Below are 18,911 nucleotides of genomic sequence, written 5' to 3' on the forward strand. Positions count from 1 at the left end.
CGTGCGCCCTATGAACTGCGCCATGCCGATACGGGCAGCCAACCGGGTACGCGGCTGCACTGGCCGCGTACCTTGCTGGCCAAGGGCGCCTCGGCGTTGCGCCCGGAGCATCTGCGCTTTCGTTCGGTGCGCGGTGGTGTGCGTCAATTGCACTGCCTGTTGCTGGATTGCTCATCGTCCATGCTGCGTGGCGACAAGCTGGCCCGGGCCAAGGGCTGGCTGCTGCGCTGCGCCGAGGATTGCTACCGGCAACGCGCCGACCTGGCGGTGATCGGCTTCGCCGGCCAGCGCGCCTGGCTGATCCAGGCGCCGGGACGCGCCTCCGCCAACGGCCGGGGTTGGATCGCGCCGCTGGGGGCGGGCGGCGGTTCGCCGGTGGAGGCCGCGTTGGCACTCTGCGAGCGTGAGATCGGTAACTGGCGCAAGCGTCATCCCGGCGCAGAGTGCGGCCTGTGGCTGCTCAGTGATGCGCGCTTCCGCCAACTGCCGCGATGCCCTGACGGCGCCGATTTCCGTGTGGTGGTGGATTTCGAGAACGACAGCATCGCCCTGGGCCGCTCAGGGCGGATTGCCCAGGCCTGGCAGGCGGAATATCTGCCGGCGTCTGGCCCGCAACGGCCAGAGCCGGGGTGAGAGCGCCGAGCTTTTCAAGCTTCAAGCGGCAGGCCATAAGTTTGGAGTGGAATTGCGCAGCGGAGTAACGGCGGGTTTGCCCGGCAAGGGAAGGGCCAAGCTCATCGCTTGGCCGTTGCTGCTACTTACGATGCGCTGCGGCCACCCTGGCCGAGCAGTGCTTCCAGGCTCGGCGCATCGAAGATCGCCTCGGCCCATTCGCCGATCTGCTCCACGCTGGCCAGCTCGACCCGCTGCGCCGCCCAGTCCGGCAAAGAGCCGAAGCGTTTGCCCAACTGACGTTGCAGTAAAGCGACGGCCTGTTTCTTGCTGCCTTGTTCCAGGCCTTCCTCCCGGCCCAGTTGCTTCCATTTCGCACTCCAGTCGATATCACGCTTAGCCAGCATGGTGCTCACCTCCAGCAAGTCGGTCAGTTCGGGAACCTGCTCCCGGGGCGCTCGATGACGGATCAGTCGGACGATCCATCGGCTGAGATTACGCCTGAGCGCCGTCTGGTCGTCGAGCCGTAGCCAGGTCAGCAGTTCGGCGATGATCGCCTGCAGGCTTTGCACATCGCCGGCATGTCCCAGCCGTATCAGGGCAGCGACCAGGTTGCGCTGGCCGGCCAGTTGTTCGTCCTCGTAATTGTTCTCGTCGACCAGCAGGTAGTTCAACTGCGGCTGGAGGGCTTGCAGCTCTTTGGGCGGCGGATGACACAGCGCTGCCAGCTCGGAGGGGTGGTGCCATGGCTGGTCGCCGTTGCAGAGCACCAGCGGCAGTACGGGAGGCAGTAGTCTGTCCGCGGTCAATTGCCTTTGTTTTTCCAGTTGCTGCCAGAACAACCCGATATAGCTGAGCAGCCGCAGTGCCATGAAGCGATCCGGCGTGGACTGGAATTCCAGCAGCAGGTAGATATAGATCCATGCGTCGCGCAGGCGCACCCGCCACACCATGTCCTCATGGCGTTGGCGCATATCTTCGCTGACATAGTGGCCGTTGAGCGGCTCCAGGGTGCCGAAGTCGAGCTGGCCGACCCAGGCCTGCGGCACGAAGCCCAGCAGCGGGTCGCGAACGAACTCCGGGTTGGAGAACAACAGCTTGTAGCTGGTGTCGTGGGGCTGAGCCATATCCCCTGTCCTGGATGGAAAGCACGCGGGCAATGTTGCCAGTACGCCACGGGCGGGCTGTGAAGCCGTTCACGATTTGTGCATCCAGTTGGCCGCAAGCGGCATAGGGCCTCAGGTACCGGCCAGGTCGCAAAGAAACGGCAACGGACCCTGCCTAGCTTTGTACTCCCCGCGTCAGTATGTCGATAAAAGCCTGGGCCAGCGGGGAATGCTCCTGGCGGCGCTTGATCAGCCAGACGGCGGTGGTGGCGCCGGTATCGCTCAGCGGGCGGAACACCACGCCGTCGATCCTGGCGCGACGGAAGGAGGCGGGGAGCACGGAAACGCCCAGTCCGGCGGCCACCAGGCCGATGATGGTCAGGGCCTCGTGCACTTCCTGGGTGATGCGCGGGGTGAAGCCGGCCTGGCGGGCAAGTTGGAACAACTGGCCGTAGAGCCCGGTGCCGTAGGTGCGTGGAAAGAACACGAAGGGTTCGTCGGCCAGGGCGGCCAGGGGCATGGCTTCGTCATGCGTCCCGGCCAGCGGGTGATCGGCATGCAGCAGCGCTACCAGGGGCTCGCTGAGCAGTTCCACCGCCGACAGTTCCTGCGGCAGTTCCAGTGGGCGGATCATGCCGACCTGGACCTTGCGCTCCAGCACTGCCTGGCTGACTTCGCTGCTGGTCATTTCCTGCAGGTCGAGATGGACCGCGGGAAAGGCCTGGCGAAAGGCGAACACCGAACGTGGAATGATCGAGACGAAGGGCGAGGACGAGGTGAAACCGATCTGCAGTTCGCCCAGTTCGCCCTGCTGGGCACGCCGCACCACGTCCACCGACTTGCTCACCTGGGCCAGGCTCTGGCGGGTTTCCTCGAGGAACAGCCGGCCGGCGTCGGTCAGCGCCACATGGCGGTTACTGCGCTCCAGCAGGCGCACCCCCAGTTCCTGTTCGAGCGCCTGGATCTGCTGGCTCAGGGGTGGCTGGGAGATGCCCAGGCGTTCGGCGGCACGGCCGAAATGCAGCTCTTCGGCCACTGCGACGAAGTAACGGAGATGGCGCAGTTCCATATGGGCTCCATAGGTCGTTTTACATATCATTCATTTCGAATTCTATATTGGATATGTCTCGTTCGGCTCATTAATCTGGCCGCGTTTTCCTGCCTGCGGCGTAAGAACGCAGGCTCGTGCAAGAGGCCGCAATGAACAGATCGAACGAAAGTCAGAATCCTCCTAGCCATGTTCTCAAGGGAACGCCGCAATTCGTACGGGTGCTGCTGGCCATGTGCGCCGGCGGTTTTTCCACTTTCGCCCTGCTGTACTGCGTGCAGCCGATGATGCCGATGCTGGCTGCCCGCTTCAGCCTGACGGCGGCGCAGAGCAGCCTGGTGCTTTCCGTTTCCACCATCTCACTGGCGCTGGGGCTGCTGGTCACCGGGCCGCTGTCGGATGCCTGGGGGCGCAAGCCGGCCATGGTGATTTCGTTGTTGGCGGCTTCCGTGTTCACCCTGGGTGCCGCCCTGGTGCCGAGCTGGCATGCGGTGCTGGTGATGCGGGCGCTGGTCGGCCTGTCGCTGAGCGGGGTGGCGGCGGTGGCCATGAGTTACCTGAGCGAGGAGATCGACCCGCTGCACCTGGGGCTGGCGATGGGCGTCTATATCGCCGGTACCGCCATCGGTGGCATGGGCGGACGCTTGCTGGGCGGGGTGCTGGTGGACTATGTGTCCTGGCATACGGCGCTGGCGTTGCTCGGTATTCTGGCGCTGCTGCTGGCCGTGGCCTTCTGGCGGTTGCTACCGGCGTCGCGCAATTTCTCTTCGCGCTCGTTGCGCCCGCGTTCGCTAGTGCAGGGGTTCATGCTGCATTTGCGTGATCCGGGATTGCCCTGGCTGTTCGCCCAGGGGTTCCTGCTGATGGGCAGTTTCGTGACGCTGTTCAACTATATGGGCTATCGGCTGATCGCCGAGCCGCTGGGGTTGAGCCAGACCAGTGTCGGCCTGCTGTCGGTGGTCTACCTGTCCGGTATCTACAGCTCGACCAAGGCTGGCGTGCTGGCCGACCGGCATGGGCGGCAGCGGGTGCTGTGGGCCATGATCGCGCTGATGCTGGCTGGCCTGTTGCTGACCTTGCCCGCCTACCTGCCGTCGATCCTGGGTGGCATATTGCTGTTCACCTTCGGTTTCTTCGGTGCCCACTCGGTGACCAGCAGTTGGATCGGTCGCCGTGCCATCCAGGCCAAGGGGCAGGCATCCTCCCTGTACCTGTTCAGCTATTACCTGGGATCGAGCGTGGCCGGCACCCTGGGCGGCCTGTTCTGGCAGTCGGCGGGGTGGAATGGTGTAGGCCTGTTCATCTCCATGCTGCTGCTGGTGTCCCTGGGTGTGGCCTTGCACCTGGCGCGCTTGCGCGAGGTGCGTTGAAGCACTTGTCTTTGTATCTGGCACACGGCAAATACCGCAGTGGCTATGGAAAGAGCCGCCAGGGCAGTGCCGAGTCATTCGCAGGGCTTGCGGTTTCGCCGGCGCTTTCCCACAGACACTGCTGATAGTGGCTGTGCGGATGCCAGGTGGCGGTACGGGGCCTTCGCCGCCAGGGATGGCGGCGAAGAGCTACCGGGATCTATTCACGCGTGCCCCGTCCCGCCACCTGGCATCCGCACAGGGACGATGCTCCCGACGGCCCTATAGCCAGGAACACTACTGCCAATCCTGTCAGGGCCAAGCCCCTCGCGAGACATCGTTACAAATGCACTCGCACCCGTAGCGTCGGCAGGCAACGTACGATGGAGTTGAGCAGCACGCCGTAGAGCGGCACGAACAGCATCAGGCTGACCGCCAGTTTGATGACGTAGTCCACCAGGGCGATTTCCACCCAGTGCTCGGCCATGAAGGCGTTGCTGCTGTTCCAGAAGGCAATGGAGAAGAATGCCGCGGTGTCCAGCGCCTGGCCGACCACGCTGGAGGCGGCGGGAGCGATCCACCATCGGCGGTGGCTGCGGCGCAGGCGGTCGAATACCTGCACATCCAGCAACTGCCCAAGCACATAGGCGGTAAAGCTGGCCAGTGCGATACGGAACACGAAAGTGTTGAATTCGCCCAGCGCCGCGAGGCCGCTGAAGGCGCCTTCGTGGAACAGCACCGAAACCACATAGGAGGCCACCAGCGCGGGCAGCATGACCCGGGCGATCACCCGGCGTGCCGGCGACTTGCCCATCAGGCGCACGGTCAGATCGGTGGCGAGGAATATGAAAGGAAAGCTGAAGGCGCCCCAGGTGGTATGGAAACCGAACAGGGTGACCGGCAACTGCACCAGGTAGTTGCTGGCGATGATGATAAGGATATGGAAAGCGATCAGTGCCGCCAGCAGCAGGCGTTGGCGTGGTTGGTCATATAACGGCATGCGGGACCTTTTTGATGGATGGGGTTAGGGAACCCATTGGGTGATTTGCCAAAAGAGCGTGCATTCTAGGGGCTGAGGACTGGGCGCGGCAAGTCGGGCGGGCAGGACGGTCGCGCTATGCACGGCAAACAGCCGAAAACAGCGCTGGAAGGCTCGAGACTGGAGGAAAGAGCGTGGCAACCGGTGTTTCTCGTCCAGCGTTCCAGCCTCCAGCGCTTTTATCGAAGCACCTTGTCGGTGAATGGCGGCATAGCGCGATCGCCCGAATGGCCGCCAATGGCGGCTGCAGGCAGTGTGATGGACTGTCCGCCTAAATCGACTGCAGTGCCGCTACGTAATATGGACAATTCGTAAAAATGCCGTAAATGCTCTTTTCGTTTTTATCGAGAGTGATTATGGTTCCTGACTTTCCTCTCCTGCGATCATATATTCCATGTCCGAGGCTCACCTTTCCCCTCCGCGTGCCGGCCGTGTCTGGCTGATTCTGTCCCTGCTTCTCGTCGCTGTTCTGCTGATCGTCTGGTGGCTCTGGCCAAGTGAGCCAAGCCGTACGCCTGCCAGTGGTTCTTCGTTCGCATCCTTTGGCCAGGGCATCCCGGTGCGTGTCGAACCGGTGCGCCAGGCGCTTTTCGAAGTCTATGACAAGGCTCTGGGGAGTGTTACACCGCTGAATGTGGTGAATGTGCGCAGCCGGGTCGCGGGTGAGCTGGTGGAGATCCACTTCGAGGAAGGCCAGCGGGTCAAGGCCGGCGATCTGCTGGCGGTGATCGATCCACGCTCCTACAGGATCGCCCTGCAACAGGCCGAGGGGACCCTGCAGCAGAATCGGGCACTGTTGAAGAATGCCGAAACTGATCTGCGCCGTTATCGCCAATTGCATGGCGAGGACAGCATTTCCAGGCAAGTCCTGGACACCCAGGAGGCCCTCTACAGCCAGTACCAGGGCACCCTCGCCAGTAACCAGGCGGCAGTCGACGAAGCCCGCCTCAACCTCGACTACACGCGTATCCGTGCCCCGATCGATGGCCGCGTGGGTCTGCGGCAACTGGACCCGGGCAATCTGGTCGCGGCCAATGATGCGACCGCGCTGGTGGTGATCACCCAGACGCAGCCGGTGGCCATCAGCTTTACTCTGCCGGAAGGCGCCCTGCCAGCGGTGCTGGCGCGCCACCGTCGCGGCGAGCAGTTGCTGGTGCAGGCCTGGGACCGCGGCGAGCGGCAACTGCTGGGCGAGGGCGTACTGGCCAGCGTCGACAACCAGATCGACGCGACCACCGGTACCCTAAAGCTCAAGGCACGTTTCGACAATGAAGACGAAGTGCTGATCCCCAACCAGTTCGTCAATGTCCGCCTGCGTGTGGAAACCCTCGAAGACGCATTGCTGATCCCGTCCGCGGCGGTGCAGTTCGGGGGGCGCGGAGTCTTCGCCTATGTGGTGAATGGCAACAACAAGGTCGAGATCCGCAATCTGCAGCTCGGCCCCGACGATGGCGAGTCCACCGTGGTTCTCGAAGGCCTGAAGGCCGGGGAGCGGGTGGTGCTTGAAGGTACCGACCGCTTGCGTGAGGGTTCCGATGTCGAAGTGATCGAGGCCGGCCCTGGTGGGCAAGCCGCCGTAGAGGGTGCGGGGAACGCCGCGCAATGAATATCTCCCGCCTGTTCATCCTGCGACCGGTGGCTACCACGCTCAGCATGATCGCCATCCTGATCGCCGGGTTGATCGCTTACCGCCTGTTGCCCGTCGCGGCGTTGCCGCAGGTGGATTATCCGACCATCCGGGTGATGACGTTGTATCCGGGCGCCAGCCCGGAAGTGATGACCAGTGCGGTGACGGCGCCGCTGGAGAGGCAGTTCGGGCAGATGCCGGGCATGACCCAGATGTCCTCGACCAGCTCCGGTGGTGCCTCGATCATCACCCTGCGTTTCTCCCTGGAAGTTTCCCTGGATGTGGCCGAGCAGGAGGTGCAGGCGGCGATCAACGTGGCCAACAACCTGTTGCCCGACGACCTGCCGGCACCGCCGGTCTACAACAAGGTCAATCCCGCCGATACGCCGGTTATCACCCTGGCGGTGACTTCGCCGAACCTGCCGCTGCCGAAGCTGCACGACATGGTCGACACGCGCATGGCGCAGAAACTGGCGCAAATCAGTGGCGTCGGCATGGTCGGCATCGCCGGCGGGCAACGGCCGGCGATGCGCGTCCGGGTCAACCCCGAGGCCCTGGCTGCCTATGGCCTGACCCTGGCGGATGTGCGTTCGCTGATCACCCGGTCCAACGTCAACCAGCCGAAGGGAAACTTCGACGGCCCGATCAAGATGTCGATGCTCGACGCCAACGATCAGTTGAAGACGGCGGAGGAGTACGCCGAACTCATCCTCAACTACCAGGATGGCGCGACCCTGCGCCTGCGCGATGTCGCCAGCATCGTCGAGGGTGCGGAGAACGAGCGCCTGGCGGCCTGGGCCAACGAGAGCCAGGCGGTGCTGCTGAATATCCAGCGCCAGCCGGGGGCCAATGTCATCGAGGTGGTCGATCGTATCCAGGCACTGTTGCCGGAGATCACCGCCAGCATGCCGAGCGGGGTCGATGTGGTGATCCTCACCGATCGCACCCAGACCATCCGCGCGGCGATCACCGACGTGCAGCATGAACTGCTGATGGCGACGGTGCTGGTGGTGCTGGTGACCTTCCTGTTCCTCAAGAAGCTGTCGGCCACCATCATCCCGACCATTGCCGTGCCGCTGTCGCTGGTCGGCACCTTCGCGGTGATGTACCTGGCCGGCTTCTCCCTGAATAACCTGACACTGATGGCCCTGACCATCGCCACCGGCTTCGTGGTGGACGATGCCATCGTCATGCTGGAGAACATCGCGCGCCACCTGGAGCAGGGCGAGACGCCCCTGCAGGCGGCGCTCAAGGGTGCCAGGCAGATCGGTTTCACACTGATTTCCCTGACTTTCTCGCTGATCGCGGTGCTGATTCCGCTGCTGTTCATGCAGGATGTGGTCGGGCGCCTGTTCCGCGAGTTCGCCGTCACCCTGGCGGTGGCCATCCTGATTTCCCTGGTGGTATCCCTGACCCTGACCCCGATGATGTGCGCGCGCCTGCTGCGCCACAAAGCCGAGGTCAAGGAAAAGCCCGATTGGGTCGAGCGGTTGATCGGTGGCTACTCGCGCTGGTTGCGCTGGGTGCTGCGCCATCAGACGCTGACCCTGCTGGTGGCGCTGGCGACCTTGGGGCTGACCGTGGTGCTCTACCTGGCGGTGCCCAAGGGCTTCTTCCCGGTGCAGGATACCGGGGTGATCCAGGGCATCAGCGAAGCGCCGCAGTCGATTTCCTTCAGTGCCATGAGCGAGCGCCAGCAGTCCCTGGCGCGGGTAGTCCTGGCCGATCCGGCGGTGCAGAGCCTCTCTTCCTATATCGGTGTGGACGGCGACAACGTCACCCTCAACAGCGGGCGCCTGCTGATCAACCTCAAGCCTTTCGCCGAGCGTGACGTGACGGCGCGGGAAGTGATCGAACGCCTGCGTCCGCAGTTGCAGAAGCTGCCGGGCATCGCCCTCTACATGCAGCCGGTGCAGGACCTGTCGATCGAGGACCGGATCAGCCGCACGCAGTTCCAGTTCAGCCTGCAGTCGCCGGACAGCGAGTTGCTGGAGGCGTGGACGCCGCGCCTGCTGGAAGCCTTGCAGGCACGCGAGGAACTGCGCGATGTCGCCAGCGACCTGCAGAACGAAGGCCTGCAGGTGTTCCTGGATATCGACCGCGATGCGGCGGCGCGCCTGGGTATCGAGATGTCGGCGATCACCGATGCGCTCTACGATGCCTTTGGTCAGCGGCAGATTTCCACTATCTTCACCCAGGCCAGCCAGTACCGGGTGGTGCTGGAGAATACCGAGGGTGGCCGCCTCGGCCCGCTTGCGCTGGAGCAGGTGTTCGTGCAGAGCACGGGCGGTACGCCGGTGCGGCTGTCCAGCCTGGCGCGCTTCGAGCAGCGGCCGGCGCCATTGCTGATCAACCATATCGGCCAGTTCCCGGCGGTGACGGTGTCCTTCAACCTGGCCCCCGGTGTTTCCCTGGGGGAATCGGTGCAGGTGATCGAGCAGGTCGAGCGGGAGATCGGCCTGCCGCTGTCGATCCAGACTCGCTTCCAGGGGGCGGCGGAAGCCTTTCGCGCCTCGCTGTCGAGCACTCTGCTGTTGATCCTGGCGGCGGTGGTGACCATGTATATCGTGCTCGGCGTGCTCTACGAGAGCTACATCCACCCGGTCACCATCCTTTCCACGCTGCCTTCGGCGGCGGTCGGCGCCTTGCTGGCGCTGTTGCTGACCGGTAACGACCTGGGGCTGATCGCCATCATCGGCATCATCCTGCTGATCGGCATCGTCAAGAAGAACGCGATCATGATGATCGATTTCGCGCTGGAGGCCGAGCGGCACCAGGGCATGACGCCGGAACAGGCGATCTACCAGGCGGCGCTGCTGCGTTTCCGGCCGATCCTGATGACCACCCTGGCGGCGCTGTTCGGCGCCGTGCCGTTGATGCTGGCGTCCGGTTCGGGCGCCGAGCTGCGCCAGCCGCTGGGGCTGGTGATGGTCGGTGGGTTGCTGCTCAGCCAGTTGCTGACGCTGTTCACCACGCCGGTCATCTACCTGTTCTTCGACCGCCTGGGCCGGCGCCTGCGCGGGCTGCGCAGTGCGAGCGCGGTCGTCGGGGAGGCACCATGAGGGTTGCCCTGGAGCTGCCGCGATGAACCTCTCGGCACCCTTTATCGCCCGCCCGGTGGCGACCATGATGCTGGGCCTGGCGATCCTGCTGATCGGCGCCGTCTGCTATCGGCTGTTGCCGATATCGCCGCTGCCACAGGTGGACTTCCCGACTATCGAAGTCTCCGCCAGCCTGCCGGGCGCCAGCCCCGAGGTGATGGCGGCGACGGTGGCGACGCCACTGGAACGGGCGCTGGGCAGCATCGCCGGTATCCGCTCGATGTCCAGCACCAGCAACCAGGGTTCGACCCGTGTCAACGTGGAGTTCGAACTGGGGCGCGATATCAATGCCGCCGCCCGCGAAGTGCAGGCTGCCATCAACGCTTCGCGCAACCTGTTGCCCAGCGGCATGCGCAGCATGCCGAGCTACAAAAAGGCGAGCACTGCCGGCGATCCGGTGATGGCCATCGCCTTGAGCTCCGACGAACTGAGCAAGGGCGAGTTGTACGACCTGGCCGATACCATCGTCGGCCAGAGCCTGGCCCAGGTCACTGGCGTCGGTGCGATCAATATCGGCGGCAGCTCGCTGCCCGCGGTGCGTATCGAATTGCAGGCCAGCCTGCTCGAGCACCATGGGCTGTCGCTGGACGAGGTGCGCCAGAGCATCGCCAGCAACAACCAGCGGCGGCCCAAGGGTTTCGTCGAGGACCAGCATCGCCAGTGGCAGGTGCAGGCCAACGATCAACTGAACGAGGCCGCTGATTATCGCCCCATGGTGATTCGCTACGAGAACGGCGCGGCCATCCGCCTGGGGGATGTGGCGAGGGTCACCGACGCGGTGGAAAATCGCTATAACAGCGGCTTCTACAATGATCGCTCGGCGGTACTGCTGGTGGTCTATCGCCAGTCCGGGGCGAATATCCTGGAAACCCTGGAGGCGATCCAGGCACGCCTGCCGGCACTGCGCGAACTGTTGCCGGCCAGTGTCGAGCTGGAGATCGCCGCCGAACGCACACGGGTGATCCGCGCCACCTTCGCCGAGGCCAAGCTGACCCTGGCCATCGCCGTGGCCCTGGTGATACTGCTGGTATTCCTGTTCCTCGGCAGTGTGCGGCGGGCGCTGATCCCGGCGCTGGCGGTGCCGATCTCGCTGATCGGCAGCTTCACGGTGATGTACTTGTGGGGGTTCTCGCTGAATATCTTCTCGCTGATGGCGTTGATCCTGGCCACCGGGTTGGTGGTGGACGATGCCATCGTGGTGCTGGAAAACATCGCCCGGCATATCGACAACGGCGAGCCGCCGCTGCGCGCGGCCTACCTGGGCAGCCAGGAAGTGGGGTTCACCCTGTTGTCGATGAACGTCTCGCTGGTGGTGGTGTTCCTGTCGATCCTGTTCATGGGCGGCGTGTTCGGCCAGTTGTTCCGCGAGTTCTCCATCACCCTGGCCACGGCGGTGCTGGTGTCCCTGCTGGTGTCCCTGACGCTGACGCCGATGCTCTGCGCGCGCTGGCTGCGCGCCCATGGCGAGGAGCACCGGCAATCGCGCCTGCAAGGCTGGAGCCATGCCGTGCACCAGCGCCTGGTCGATGGTTATGACCGCAGCCTGGGTTTCGTCCTGCAGCATCCGCGTATCACGCTGCTGGCCTTGCTGGCGACCATCGCGCTGAATGTCTTCCTGTTCATCGAAGTGCCCAAGACGCTGATGCCGCAGCAGGACAATGGCCAGTTGAACGGCTTTATCCGTGGTGATGACGGGCTGTCGTTCCAGGTCATGCAGCCGAAGATGGAAACCTACCGCCAGGCGCTGCTGAAGGACCCGGCGGTGGCGGGGGTGGCCGGTTTCATCGGCGGCGACGGAGGCATCAACAATGCCTTCCTGCTGATCCGCCTGACGCCGATCAAGGAGCGTGGCGTGTCATCGCAGCAAGTGATCGAACGCTTGCGCGATACGATGCCCAAGGTCCCCGGTGCCCGCCTGTTCCTGATGCCCAACCAGGACCTCAGTTTCAGCGGCCCGGGCCGCGACCGCAGTTCCCAGTACGAATACCAGTTGTTGGCCGACGACCTGGGCAAGCTCCGGCTCTGGCAGCCGAAGGTGCTGGCGGCCATGAAGGCCTTGCCGGAGCTGGTGGACATCGACGGCAACGAAGGCGACGGGGCCACGCAGGTCAGCCTGAATATCGACCGGGATGCGGCGCGGCGGCTGGGTATCGAGATGAGCGATATCACCTCGTTGCTGAACAATGCCTTCAGCCAGCGGCAGATTTCCACCATCTATGCGGAACTGAACCAGTACCAGGTGGTGATGGAGGTCGACCCGAGATATGCCTACGACCCGGTGGTGCTGCAGCGTATCCAGGTAGTCACGGAAGATGGCCGCCGGGTGCCGTTGTCGACCTTCGCCAGCTATGAGCTGAGCGTCGCCAATGACCGGGTGCGCCACCAGAACCAGTTCGCCTCGGAGAGTATCTACTACCAGTTGGCGCCGGGCGTCAGCCTGGAACAGGCCAACGCCGCGCTCACCCGGGCGGTGGCTGCCATCGGCTTGCCCAGCGATGTGCAGGGTCGCCAGGGTGGAACCGGCGGCGCCTTCCAGTCGACCCTGGACAATCAGCCGCTGATGATCCTCGGGGCGATCATCGCGGTCTATATCGTGCTCGGCATTCTCTACGAGAGTTACATCCATCCGCTGACGATCATTTCCACGCTGCCTTCGGCAGGTGTCGGCGCCTTGCTCACGGTGATCCTGGTCGGCGACCAGTTCAGCCTGATTTCACTGCTCGGGTTGTTCCTGTTGATCGGCATCGTGATGAAGAACGCCATCCTGATGATCGACCTGGCGCTGCAGTTCGAGCGCCATGACGGGCTGTCGCCCAGCGAGTCGATCCGTCGCTCCTGCCTGTTGCGCCTGCGGCCGATCCTGATGACCACCATGGCCGCCATCCTCGGTGCGCTGCCGTTGCTGATCGGCGGTTCGGAAGGCGCGGAAATGCGCCGGCCACTGGGGCTGGCGATCATCGGCGGGCTGCTGTTCAGCCAGGTGCTGACGCTCTATACGACGCCGGTGGTCTACCTGTATCTGGATCGTCTGCGCCATCGTTTCAACCGCTGGCGTGGTGTGCGCACCGATGCCGCTCTGGAAAATCCGCTATGAGTTCACTGATTGCGCTTCACCGTCTGCGCCCCCTGGGCCTGGCCGTCTCCCTGGCTGCCCTGGCCGGTTGCACCCTCGGCCCCGATTACCAGCGCCCGGAGCTGCCGGCTCTCGGCGAGTTCCGCCAGGTCGAGGGCTGGAAACTGGCCGAGCCAGCGGACGTTGCCCTCAGCGACTGGTGGCGCCTGTACGATGATCCTCTGCTGGATCAACTGCACGAGCGCCTGCGACAGTCCAACCAGACCCTGGCACAAGCGGTGGCCCAGTACCGCGAGGCGCAGGCGGTGGTGCGTGGTGCGCGTGCCTCGCTGTTCCCGAGCGTTTCCGCGGACGCCAGCAAAACCCGCTCCGGCCAGGGGGCCGGCACCAGCACCAGGGTCATCGACGGCACCGCGGTGAGCAGCTCGGGGGGCGGCATTTCCCAGAGCTACGACCTGTCGCTGGGGGTGAGCTGGGAGCTTGACCTGTGGGGGCGCTTGCGCCGCCAACTGGAGTCGGACCGCGCCAGCCTGGATGCCAGTGCGGCCGAGCTGGCCGCCGTGCGCCTCAGCCAGCAATCCGAGCTGACGCAGAATTACCTGCAACTGCGAGTCATCGATGCACAGCGGCGCCTGCTGGCGGATACCGTTGAGGCCTATGCGCGCTCCCTGCGTATTACCGAGAACCAGCGGCGCGCGGGTATCGTCACCCGGGCCGATGTCGCCCAGGCGCGCACGCAACTGAAAAGCACCGAAGCCCAGGCCATCGACCTGGAATACCAGCGTGCGCAACTGGAGCATGCCATTGCGGTGCTGATCGGCGTCCCGCCGGGGCAGTTCCAACTGGCGTCCCGCGACGCCTTGCCGAGCTTGCCGCAGGTACCGCGCCTGCTGCCATCGCAATTGCTGGAGCGGCGGCCAGACGTGGCGGCGGCCGAGCGGCAGGTAATAGCGGCCAATGCACAGATCGGCGTGGCGAAAACGGCCTGGTTCCCCAGCCTCAGCCTGAGTGCCTCCGGCGGCTATCGCAGTGGCGTGTTGAACGAGTGGATCGAGACGCCCAACCGTTTCTGGTCGATCGGGCCGCAGTTCGCCATGACCCTCTTCGATGGCGGGCTGATCCGTTCGCGTATCGAGCAGGCCGAGGCCGGCTATGACCGCACCGTGGCCAGCTACCGCCAGACCGTGCTCGACAGTTTGCGCGAGGTCGAGGATTACCTGGTGCAGTTGCGTGTGCTCGAGCAGGAGTCAGGGGTACAGGGCGAAGCCGTCGGCTCGGCCCGCGAGGCCCTGGAACTGGTGGAGAACCAGTACCGGGCGGGCACCGTGGATTATCTCAACGTGGTCAGTGCGCAAGCCACCGCGCTGTCCAACGAGCGTACCGAGTTGACGTTGCTGGGCAATCGTCTGCTGGCGAGCGTTCAACTGATCGCGGCCCTCGGTGGCGGGTGGCACAGTGAGGGCCTTGCCGAGCCGCTGCTGGAAGAGTGACTCGCGCCGGGGAAACACCGACGGGGTATCGCGGTCCTATACGCAGTGTTCGTCCTCCGGAGACAGTCCATGAAGCCCGCTCCCGCCTTGCTGATCCTGCATGGCAAACAGGCGCTCAACGAAGAGGTACGCCAGGCCGTGCAGCACTGGCGCGAGACTCATGGCGGGAAGCGATCACTGGCCGTGCGCGTGACCTGGGAAGGCGGTGATACCCAGCGGCTGGTACATGAGGCCGTGGCCCAGGGGTATGGCCGGCTGATCGCAGGTGGCGGCGATGGCACCTTGCGGGAGGTCGCCAGCGCCATTCTCGACGGCGCCCATGCGGTTTCCCTGGCGGTCCTGCCACTGGGCACCGCCAATGATTTCGCCAGGGCCGCCGCTATTCCATTGCAGCCCGGCCCGGCCTTGGCGCTGCTCGATGAAGAGCCGGTCGCGGTCGATGTCGGGGAGCTCCGCGATGGCCATTTCTTCATCAATATGGCCACTGGCGGGTTTGGCGCGAATGTCACGGCCAATACGCCGGAAGAGCTGAAGAGGGTGCTCGGTGGCGGTGCCTACCTGCTCAGTGGCCTGTCGCGCTTCGGTGAGTTGAATGCGGCCCATGGCCGTTTTCATGGGCCCGATTTTCACTGGGAGGGCTCCTTCCTGGCCATGGGGATCGGCAATGGCCGGCAGGCCGGCGGTGGGCAGGTGCTTTGCCCGCAGGCGCGGATCGACGATGGCCTGCTGGATATCTGCGTCCTTCCCGCTCCGGCGGATACCGTGGCGACCCTGGGCACACTGCTCAGCGGCGGCCTGCTGGGCCTCGAGAGTATTTCCCTGACCGCGCGCCTGCCCTGGCTGGATATCGAACTGGATGGCAGCCTCGATCTCAACCTGGACGGGGAGCCCTTGCTCCTGCGGGATATGCATTTGCGCGTACGCCCGGGGGCCCTGCGCATGCACCTGCCGCAGGCATGCCCACTGCTGGCGTAGGGTGAGCGCGCCATGCCGTTATTCGGGGCCAAGGTGTTTCGATAAAGGTGCTGAAGGCTGGGGCCCTGGACGAAAAACACCGGCTTTCGTTCAGCCTCCAGCTTGTCAGCGCTCTTTTCGGCTCCATGGCGCGAGCTTGTATCGGCGACCTGACAAACCTTCGTTGATGGCTATATGATGGCTGGCCGGCGATAATGTTGTCCGGCAATCACTTTCAAGACCGGGGCTTCGCTGCCGATATTCCAGGTCTTGAAGACTTTAGGAGCACCTTATGGCCGGCATCCTCGATACAGTCGATCAGCGCACCCAACTGGTTGGGCAGAATCGCCTGGAAATTCTCATGTTCCGCCTTTCCGGGCGGCAGAAGTTCGCGATCAACGTCTTCAAGGTGCAGGAAGTGGTGCAGCTTCCGCGCATGACCCTGATGCCGCACCGGCACAATTCCGTCTGTGGCGTCATCAACCTGCGTGGCCAGACCCTGCCGGTGATCGACCTGTCCAGGGCCATTGGCCTGCGTCCGCTGACACCGGACGAGAACAGCACCATCATCGTTACCGAGTACAACCGTTCGGTGCAGGCATTCCTGGTCGGTGGCGTGGACCGTATCCTCAACCTCAACTGGGACGCGGTGCTGCCACCACCCGCCACGGCCGGGCGCCAGCATTACCTGACAGCCATCACCAAGGTCGATGAAGAACTGGTGGAAGTCATCGACGTGGAAAAGGTGCTGGCGGAAATCGTGCCCTACGACACACGCATTTCCAGCGAGCGCCTGAGCGATCCGATCCTGGAGCGCGCACGGGGCCGCGAGGTGCTTTGCGTCGACGACTCCATCGTGGCCCTGGCGCAACTGCGCGATACCCTGTCGCAATTGGGCGTCGTCATCCATACCGCCAGCGATGGCCTCAAGGGACTGCGCCAGTTGCAGAAATGGGCCGATGAAGGGCTGGTGCTGAGCGAGAAGCTGCTGATGGTCTTCACCGACGCCGAAATGCCGGAAATGGACGGCTACCGGCTGACCACCGAGATCCGCCACGATCCACGCATGAGCGATCTCTATGTGGTGTTGCACACTTCGCTGTCCGGCAACTTCAACAAGGCCATGGTGCAGAAGGTCGGTTGCGACAACTTCCTCTCCAAGTTCCAGCCGGAAAAGCTGGTGGATGTGATCAAGGAGCGCCTGTTGCTGGATGAGCCGCAGGAGGCGTAGCGAGCGCGGGCAGGATCGATTGGACCTGGGAGGGCCGGCTTTTGCCGGCCCTCTGTCTTTCAGTAGGTGTATTTCAGGGAGGTCATGAAGTGGCGCGGGGCGCCATGGACACCGTATTCGCTGGCGCTGGAAAAGTACTCCTTGTCGAACAGGTTGTTCAGGTTGAGTGAGGCGGAGAGGTTTTCACTGATGTCGTAGCGGGCCATCAGGTTGACGAGAGAATAGCTGCCTTGCATGTAGGTGTCCGGGTAGTAGGCAGCCTTGCTCTGCCAGTTGATGCCGCCGCCGACGACCAGCTTGCTCAGGGCGCCCGGAAGGCGATAGCTGGTGAAGGTTTTCAGGCTGTGGCGAGGGACCTGGGTGACGATTCTCCTGTCGTCCTGGTCGGTGCTGACGCTATGGGTGTAGCCCCCCGGAGAGCTGCCAGCCCGGCGCCAGCTCTCCGTTGAGTTCAAGCTCGAAGCCCTGGGTAGTGGTTCCCTGCTCGGTCCGGTAGGCGGAGAACGAGGGCTCATGGATGCCGAGGTTGTCCTGCTCCGTCCGGAACAGGGCGAGGCTCGAAGTGAGCCGGCTTTCATTGAAACCGGCCTTGATGCCGGTTTCGTAACTGGTGCCTTCTTCCGGGGCCAGCCGATTGCCGTTGGCATCGCGCACCCAGTTGCCCTGCGGGTTGAATATCTTCGTATAGCTGGCGTACAGCGACCAGGTATCGTCCAGCTTCTGGACCAGGCCGGCATAGGGGATGTAGATACCGCTTTCCCGGCGACTGGTCTTGCTCTTGCTGCCGTCGTTCGCCGTGTAGTCATAGTTGTCCCGCCAGTCGACCACCCGGTTGCCCAGGATCAACTGGGTGGAGTCGGTCAAATGGAAACGCGCGGTCAGGTAGGCGGCATATTGATGGATGCGGCTATCGCTTTCCCCATAGGTGCTGAACTGCGGCTTTTCTGTATTGCCGTTCCAGTCGTCGATGTCCGGGATCGGGCTGGATACCGAGAACCAGCCATAGTCCGTGGTATCCAGGGTGTCGAGCTGGGAGAGGGTAACGCCGGTGATCAGCTCATGCTCATGGTCGAACAGCTTGAGCGGGCCGGTCAGGTATACATCCAGACTGTCTTGCCGGGTAGGGTTCGCCTTGAATCTTGTCGACTGGAGCGAGGCTCCCGATCCGCTGGCCTGGTCCAGCGAGCCGCTGACATAGGTCACCACGGCGTCATAGTCGTAGCGGGTGTGGCTGTATTCCGCCTTGCCGTTCCAGCCGTTGCCGAATTGGTGCTCCAGCGCGGCGAAGACACTGTTGCTGGTGTTGTCGTAGTAGGACCAGCCCGGGGCGCTGTTGGCCGAGCGCTTGAAGCCGGTACGCTGGCCATTGCGGTAAAATAGCGGGAAGCCGCTACGCAGGGGGCGTCAGCGTCGCTCGTCTGCTGGTTGAAGCCCACGTACGCTCGCCCAGGTCCAGCATCCGTGATGCCATGGAGGGTGAAGTCCTCCTGTTCGTAGTGATCGACCCAGGCGTGCTGGCTCTTGTAGTCGGCGACCAGGCGGCCACGGAGGTTACCGCTCTGGTTCAGCGGGCCGGACAGGTCCAGGCCGCCGCCATAGCGGTCCCAGCTACCCGCCTGGGCGCTCAGTATCGCCTGCGGCTCGTAGGTCGGGCGCTTGCGGATCATGTTGATGGTCGCCGAAGCGGTACCCATGCCGCTGACCAGGCCGGTGCTGCCCCTGACGATCTCGCCCCGGTCGTAGATGGCCGTGTTGTGAAGGTGGTTGGCCAGGGAAGAGGAGGTGGGAACACCGTCGATCGAGAAGTTGGCGATGGAGAAGCCGCGTGACCAGAACGAGTTGGCGTCCGCGCGAGCGACTCCTTGATCACGGTAATCCCGGCAGTGGCTTCCAGCACGTCGATCAGGTTGTCCAGGCGCTGGTCGTCCAGCCTTTGCCGCGTCAATACGGTGATCGATTGCGGTATTTCCTGCAGCGACAGGTTCAGCCGTGTCGAACTGCTCGACGACCAGGTGGTGTAGGAACCGGTTCCCTCGGTGATCGAGCCCGGTGCCTTGCCGGAGATGCTCACGGCGCTCAACTCCAGACTGTCCAGCGACGGCCGGACCTCCAGCACCCAGTTGCCACTGGCGCCACGCGAGGCCATCAGGCCACTGCCTGCCAGTAGATGTTCAAGGGCGCTGTCGACTTGGTAATGCCCATCCAGCCCCGGCGCCTGTTTGCCGCGCATCAGGGCCGGGTCGTAGGGCAGGGTGATGCCCGCCTGCTGGGCGAAGGTAAG

12 protein-coding genes and 1 pseudogene are annotated in these 18,911 nt (G+C 63.9%); 8 read left to right on the plus strand and 5 right to left on the minus strand.

Going from position 1 to position 18,911, the window contains the following annotated elements:
* Nucleotides 1-72 precede the first annotated feature (72 nt).
* The gene (locus DNJ95_RS06625; protein WP_131183937.1) at nucleotides 73-633 is read left to right on the plus strand and encodes a vWA domain-containing protein; all 561 of its coding nucleotides are present in this window, start codon (nucleotides 73-75) and stop codon (nucleotides 631-633) included.
* Between the two features lie 125 nt (nucleotides 634-758).
* On the opposite strand, the gene DNJ95_RS06630 is transcribed toward DNJ95_RS06625, so the two are convergent.
* Nucleotides 759-1,739, minus strand: a complete 981-nt coding sequence (locus tag DNJ95_RS06630) for an Rpn family recombination-promoting nuclease/putative transposase (protein WP_131183938.1) — start codon at nucleotides 1,737-1,739, stop codon at nucleotides 759-761.
* Nucleotides 1,740-1,893: 154 nt separating this feature from the next.
* Nucleotides 1,894-2,787, minus strand: a complete 894-nt coding sequence (locus DNJ95_RS06635; RefSeq protein ID WP_131183939.1) for a LysR family transcriptional regulator — start codon at nucleotides 2,785-2,787, stop codon at nucleotides 1,894-1,896.
* A gap of 131 nt (nucleotides 2,788-2,918) precedes the next feature.
* Here DNJ95_RS06635 and DNJ95_RS06640 point away from each other — a divergent pair, with 131 nt between their 5' ends.
* The gene (locus DNJ95_RS06640) at nucleotides 2,919-4,136 is read left to right on the plus strand and encodes an MFS transporter (RefSeq protein ID WP_131183940.1); all 1,218 of its coding nucleotides are present in this window, start codon (nucleotides 2,919-2,921) and stop codon (nucleotides 4,134-4,136) included.
* Nucleotides 4,137-4,455: 319 nt separating this feature from the next.
* Here DNJ95_RS06640 and DNJ95_RS06645 read toward each other — a convergent pair whose 3' ends face one another.
* On the minus strand, nucleotides 4,456-5,115 hold the full coding sequence (locus DNJ95_RS06645; protein WP_131183941.1) for a 7-cyano-7-deazaguanine/7-aminomethyl-7-deazaguanine transporter: 660 nt from the start codon (nucleotides 5,113-5,115) through the stop codon (nucleotides 4,456-4,458).
* A 433-nt stretch (nucleotides 5,116-5,548) separates the two neighbouring features.
* Here DNJ95_RS06645 and DNJ95_RS06650 point away from each other — a divergent pair, with 433 nt between their 5' ends.
* From DNJ95_RS06650 to DNJ95_RS06675, 6 genes are all read left to right on the plus strand, one after another.
* Nucleotides 5,549-6,760 (plus strand): MdtA/MuxA family multidrug efflux RND transporter periplasmic adaptor subunit, encoded by a 1,212-nt coding sequence (locus DNJ95_RS06650; protein ID WP_131183942.1) that lies wholly within the window; start codon nucleotides 5,549-5,551, stop codon nucleotides 6,758-6,760.
* Nucleotides 6,757-9,843, plus strand: coding sequence for an MdtB/MuxB family multidrug efflux RND transporter permease subunit (locus DNJ95_RS06655; RefSeq protein ID WP_131183943.1), 3,087 nt, complete (start codon nucleotides 6,757-6,759; stop codon nucleotides 9,841-9,843). The genes DNJ95_RS06650 and DNJ95_RS06655 overlap by 4 nt, the downstream gene beginning before the upstream one ends.
* A 22-nt stretch (nucleotides 9,844-9,865) precedes the next feature.
* Entirely contained in the window at nucleotides 9,866-12,976 is a 3,111-nt protein-coding gene (locus DNJ95_RS06660; RefSeq protein WP_131183944.1) for an efflux RND transporter permease subunit, read from the plus strand.
* Complete coding sequence (locus DNJ95_RS06665; protein ID WP_131183945.1) at nucleotides 12,973-14,445, plus strand: efflux transporter outer membrane subunit; 1,473 nt, start codon at nucleotides 12,973-12,975, stop codon at nucleotides 14,443-14,445. Before DNJ95_RS06660 ends, DNJ95_RS06665 begins: the two co-directional genes overlap by 4 nt.
* A 69-nt stretch (nucleotides 14,446-14,514) precedes the next feature.
* Nucleotides 14,515-15,420 (plus strand): lipid kinase YegS, encoded by a 906-nt coding sequence (gene yegS, locus DNJ95_RS06670; RefSeq protein ID WP_131183946.1) that lies wholly within the window; start codon nucleotides 14,515-14,517, stop codon nucleotides 15,418-15,420.
* 271 nt (nucleotides 15,421-15,691) lie between these two features.
* Nucleotides 15,692-16,630, plus strand: a complete 939-nt coding sequence (locus tag DNJ95_RS06675; RefSeq protein ID WP_131183947.1) for a chemotaxis protein CheV — start codon at nucleotides 15,692-15,694, stop codon at nucleotides 16,628-16,630.
* A gap of 59 nt (nucleotides 16,631-16,689) precedes the next feature.
* On the opposite strand, the pseudogene DNJ95_RS19180 reads toward DNJ95_RS06675, so the two are convergent.
* Nucleotides 16,690-18,028, minus strand: a pseudogene (locus tag DNJ95_RS19180) (TonB-dependent siderophore receptor).
* Between the two features lie 265 nt (nucleotides 18,029-18,293).
* Complete coding sequence (locus DNJ95_RS06685) at nucleotides 18,294-18,860, minus strand: TonB-dependent receptor plug domain-containing protein (RefSeq protein WP_131183949.1); 567 nt, start codon at nucleotides 18,858-18,860, stop codon at nucleotides 18,294-18,296.
* Between the last annotated feature and the right edge of the window lie 51 nt (nucleotides 18,861-18,911).

This window comes from Stutzerimonas kirkiae (assembly GCF_004327335.1).
In the GTDB taxonomy this organism is placed as follows: Bacteria; Pseudomonadota; Gammaproteobacteria; order Pseudomonadales; family Pseudomonadaceae; genus Stutzerimonas; species Stutzerimonas kirkiae.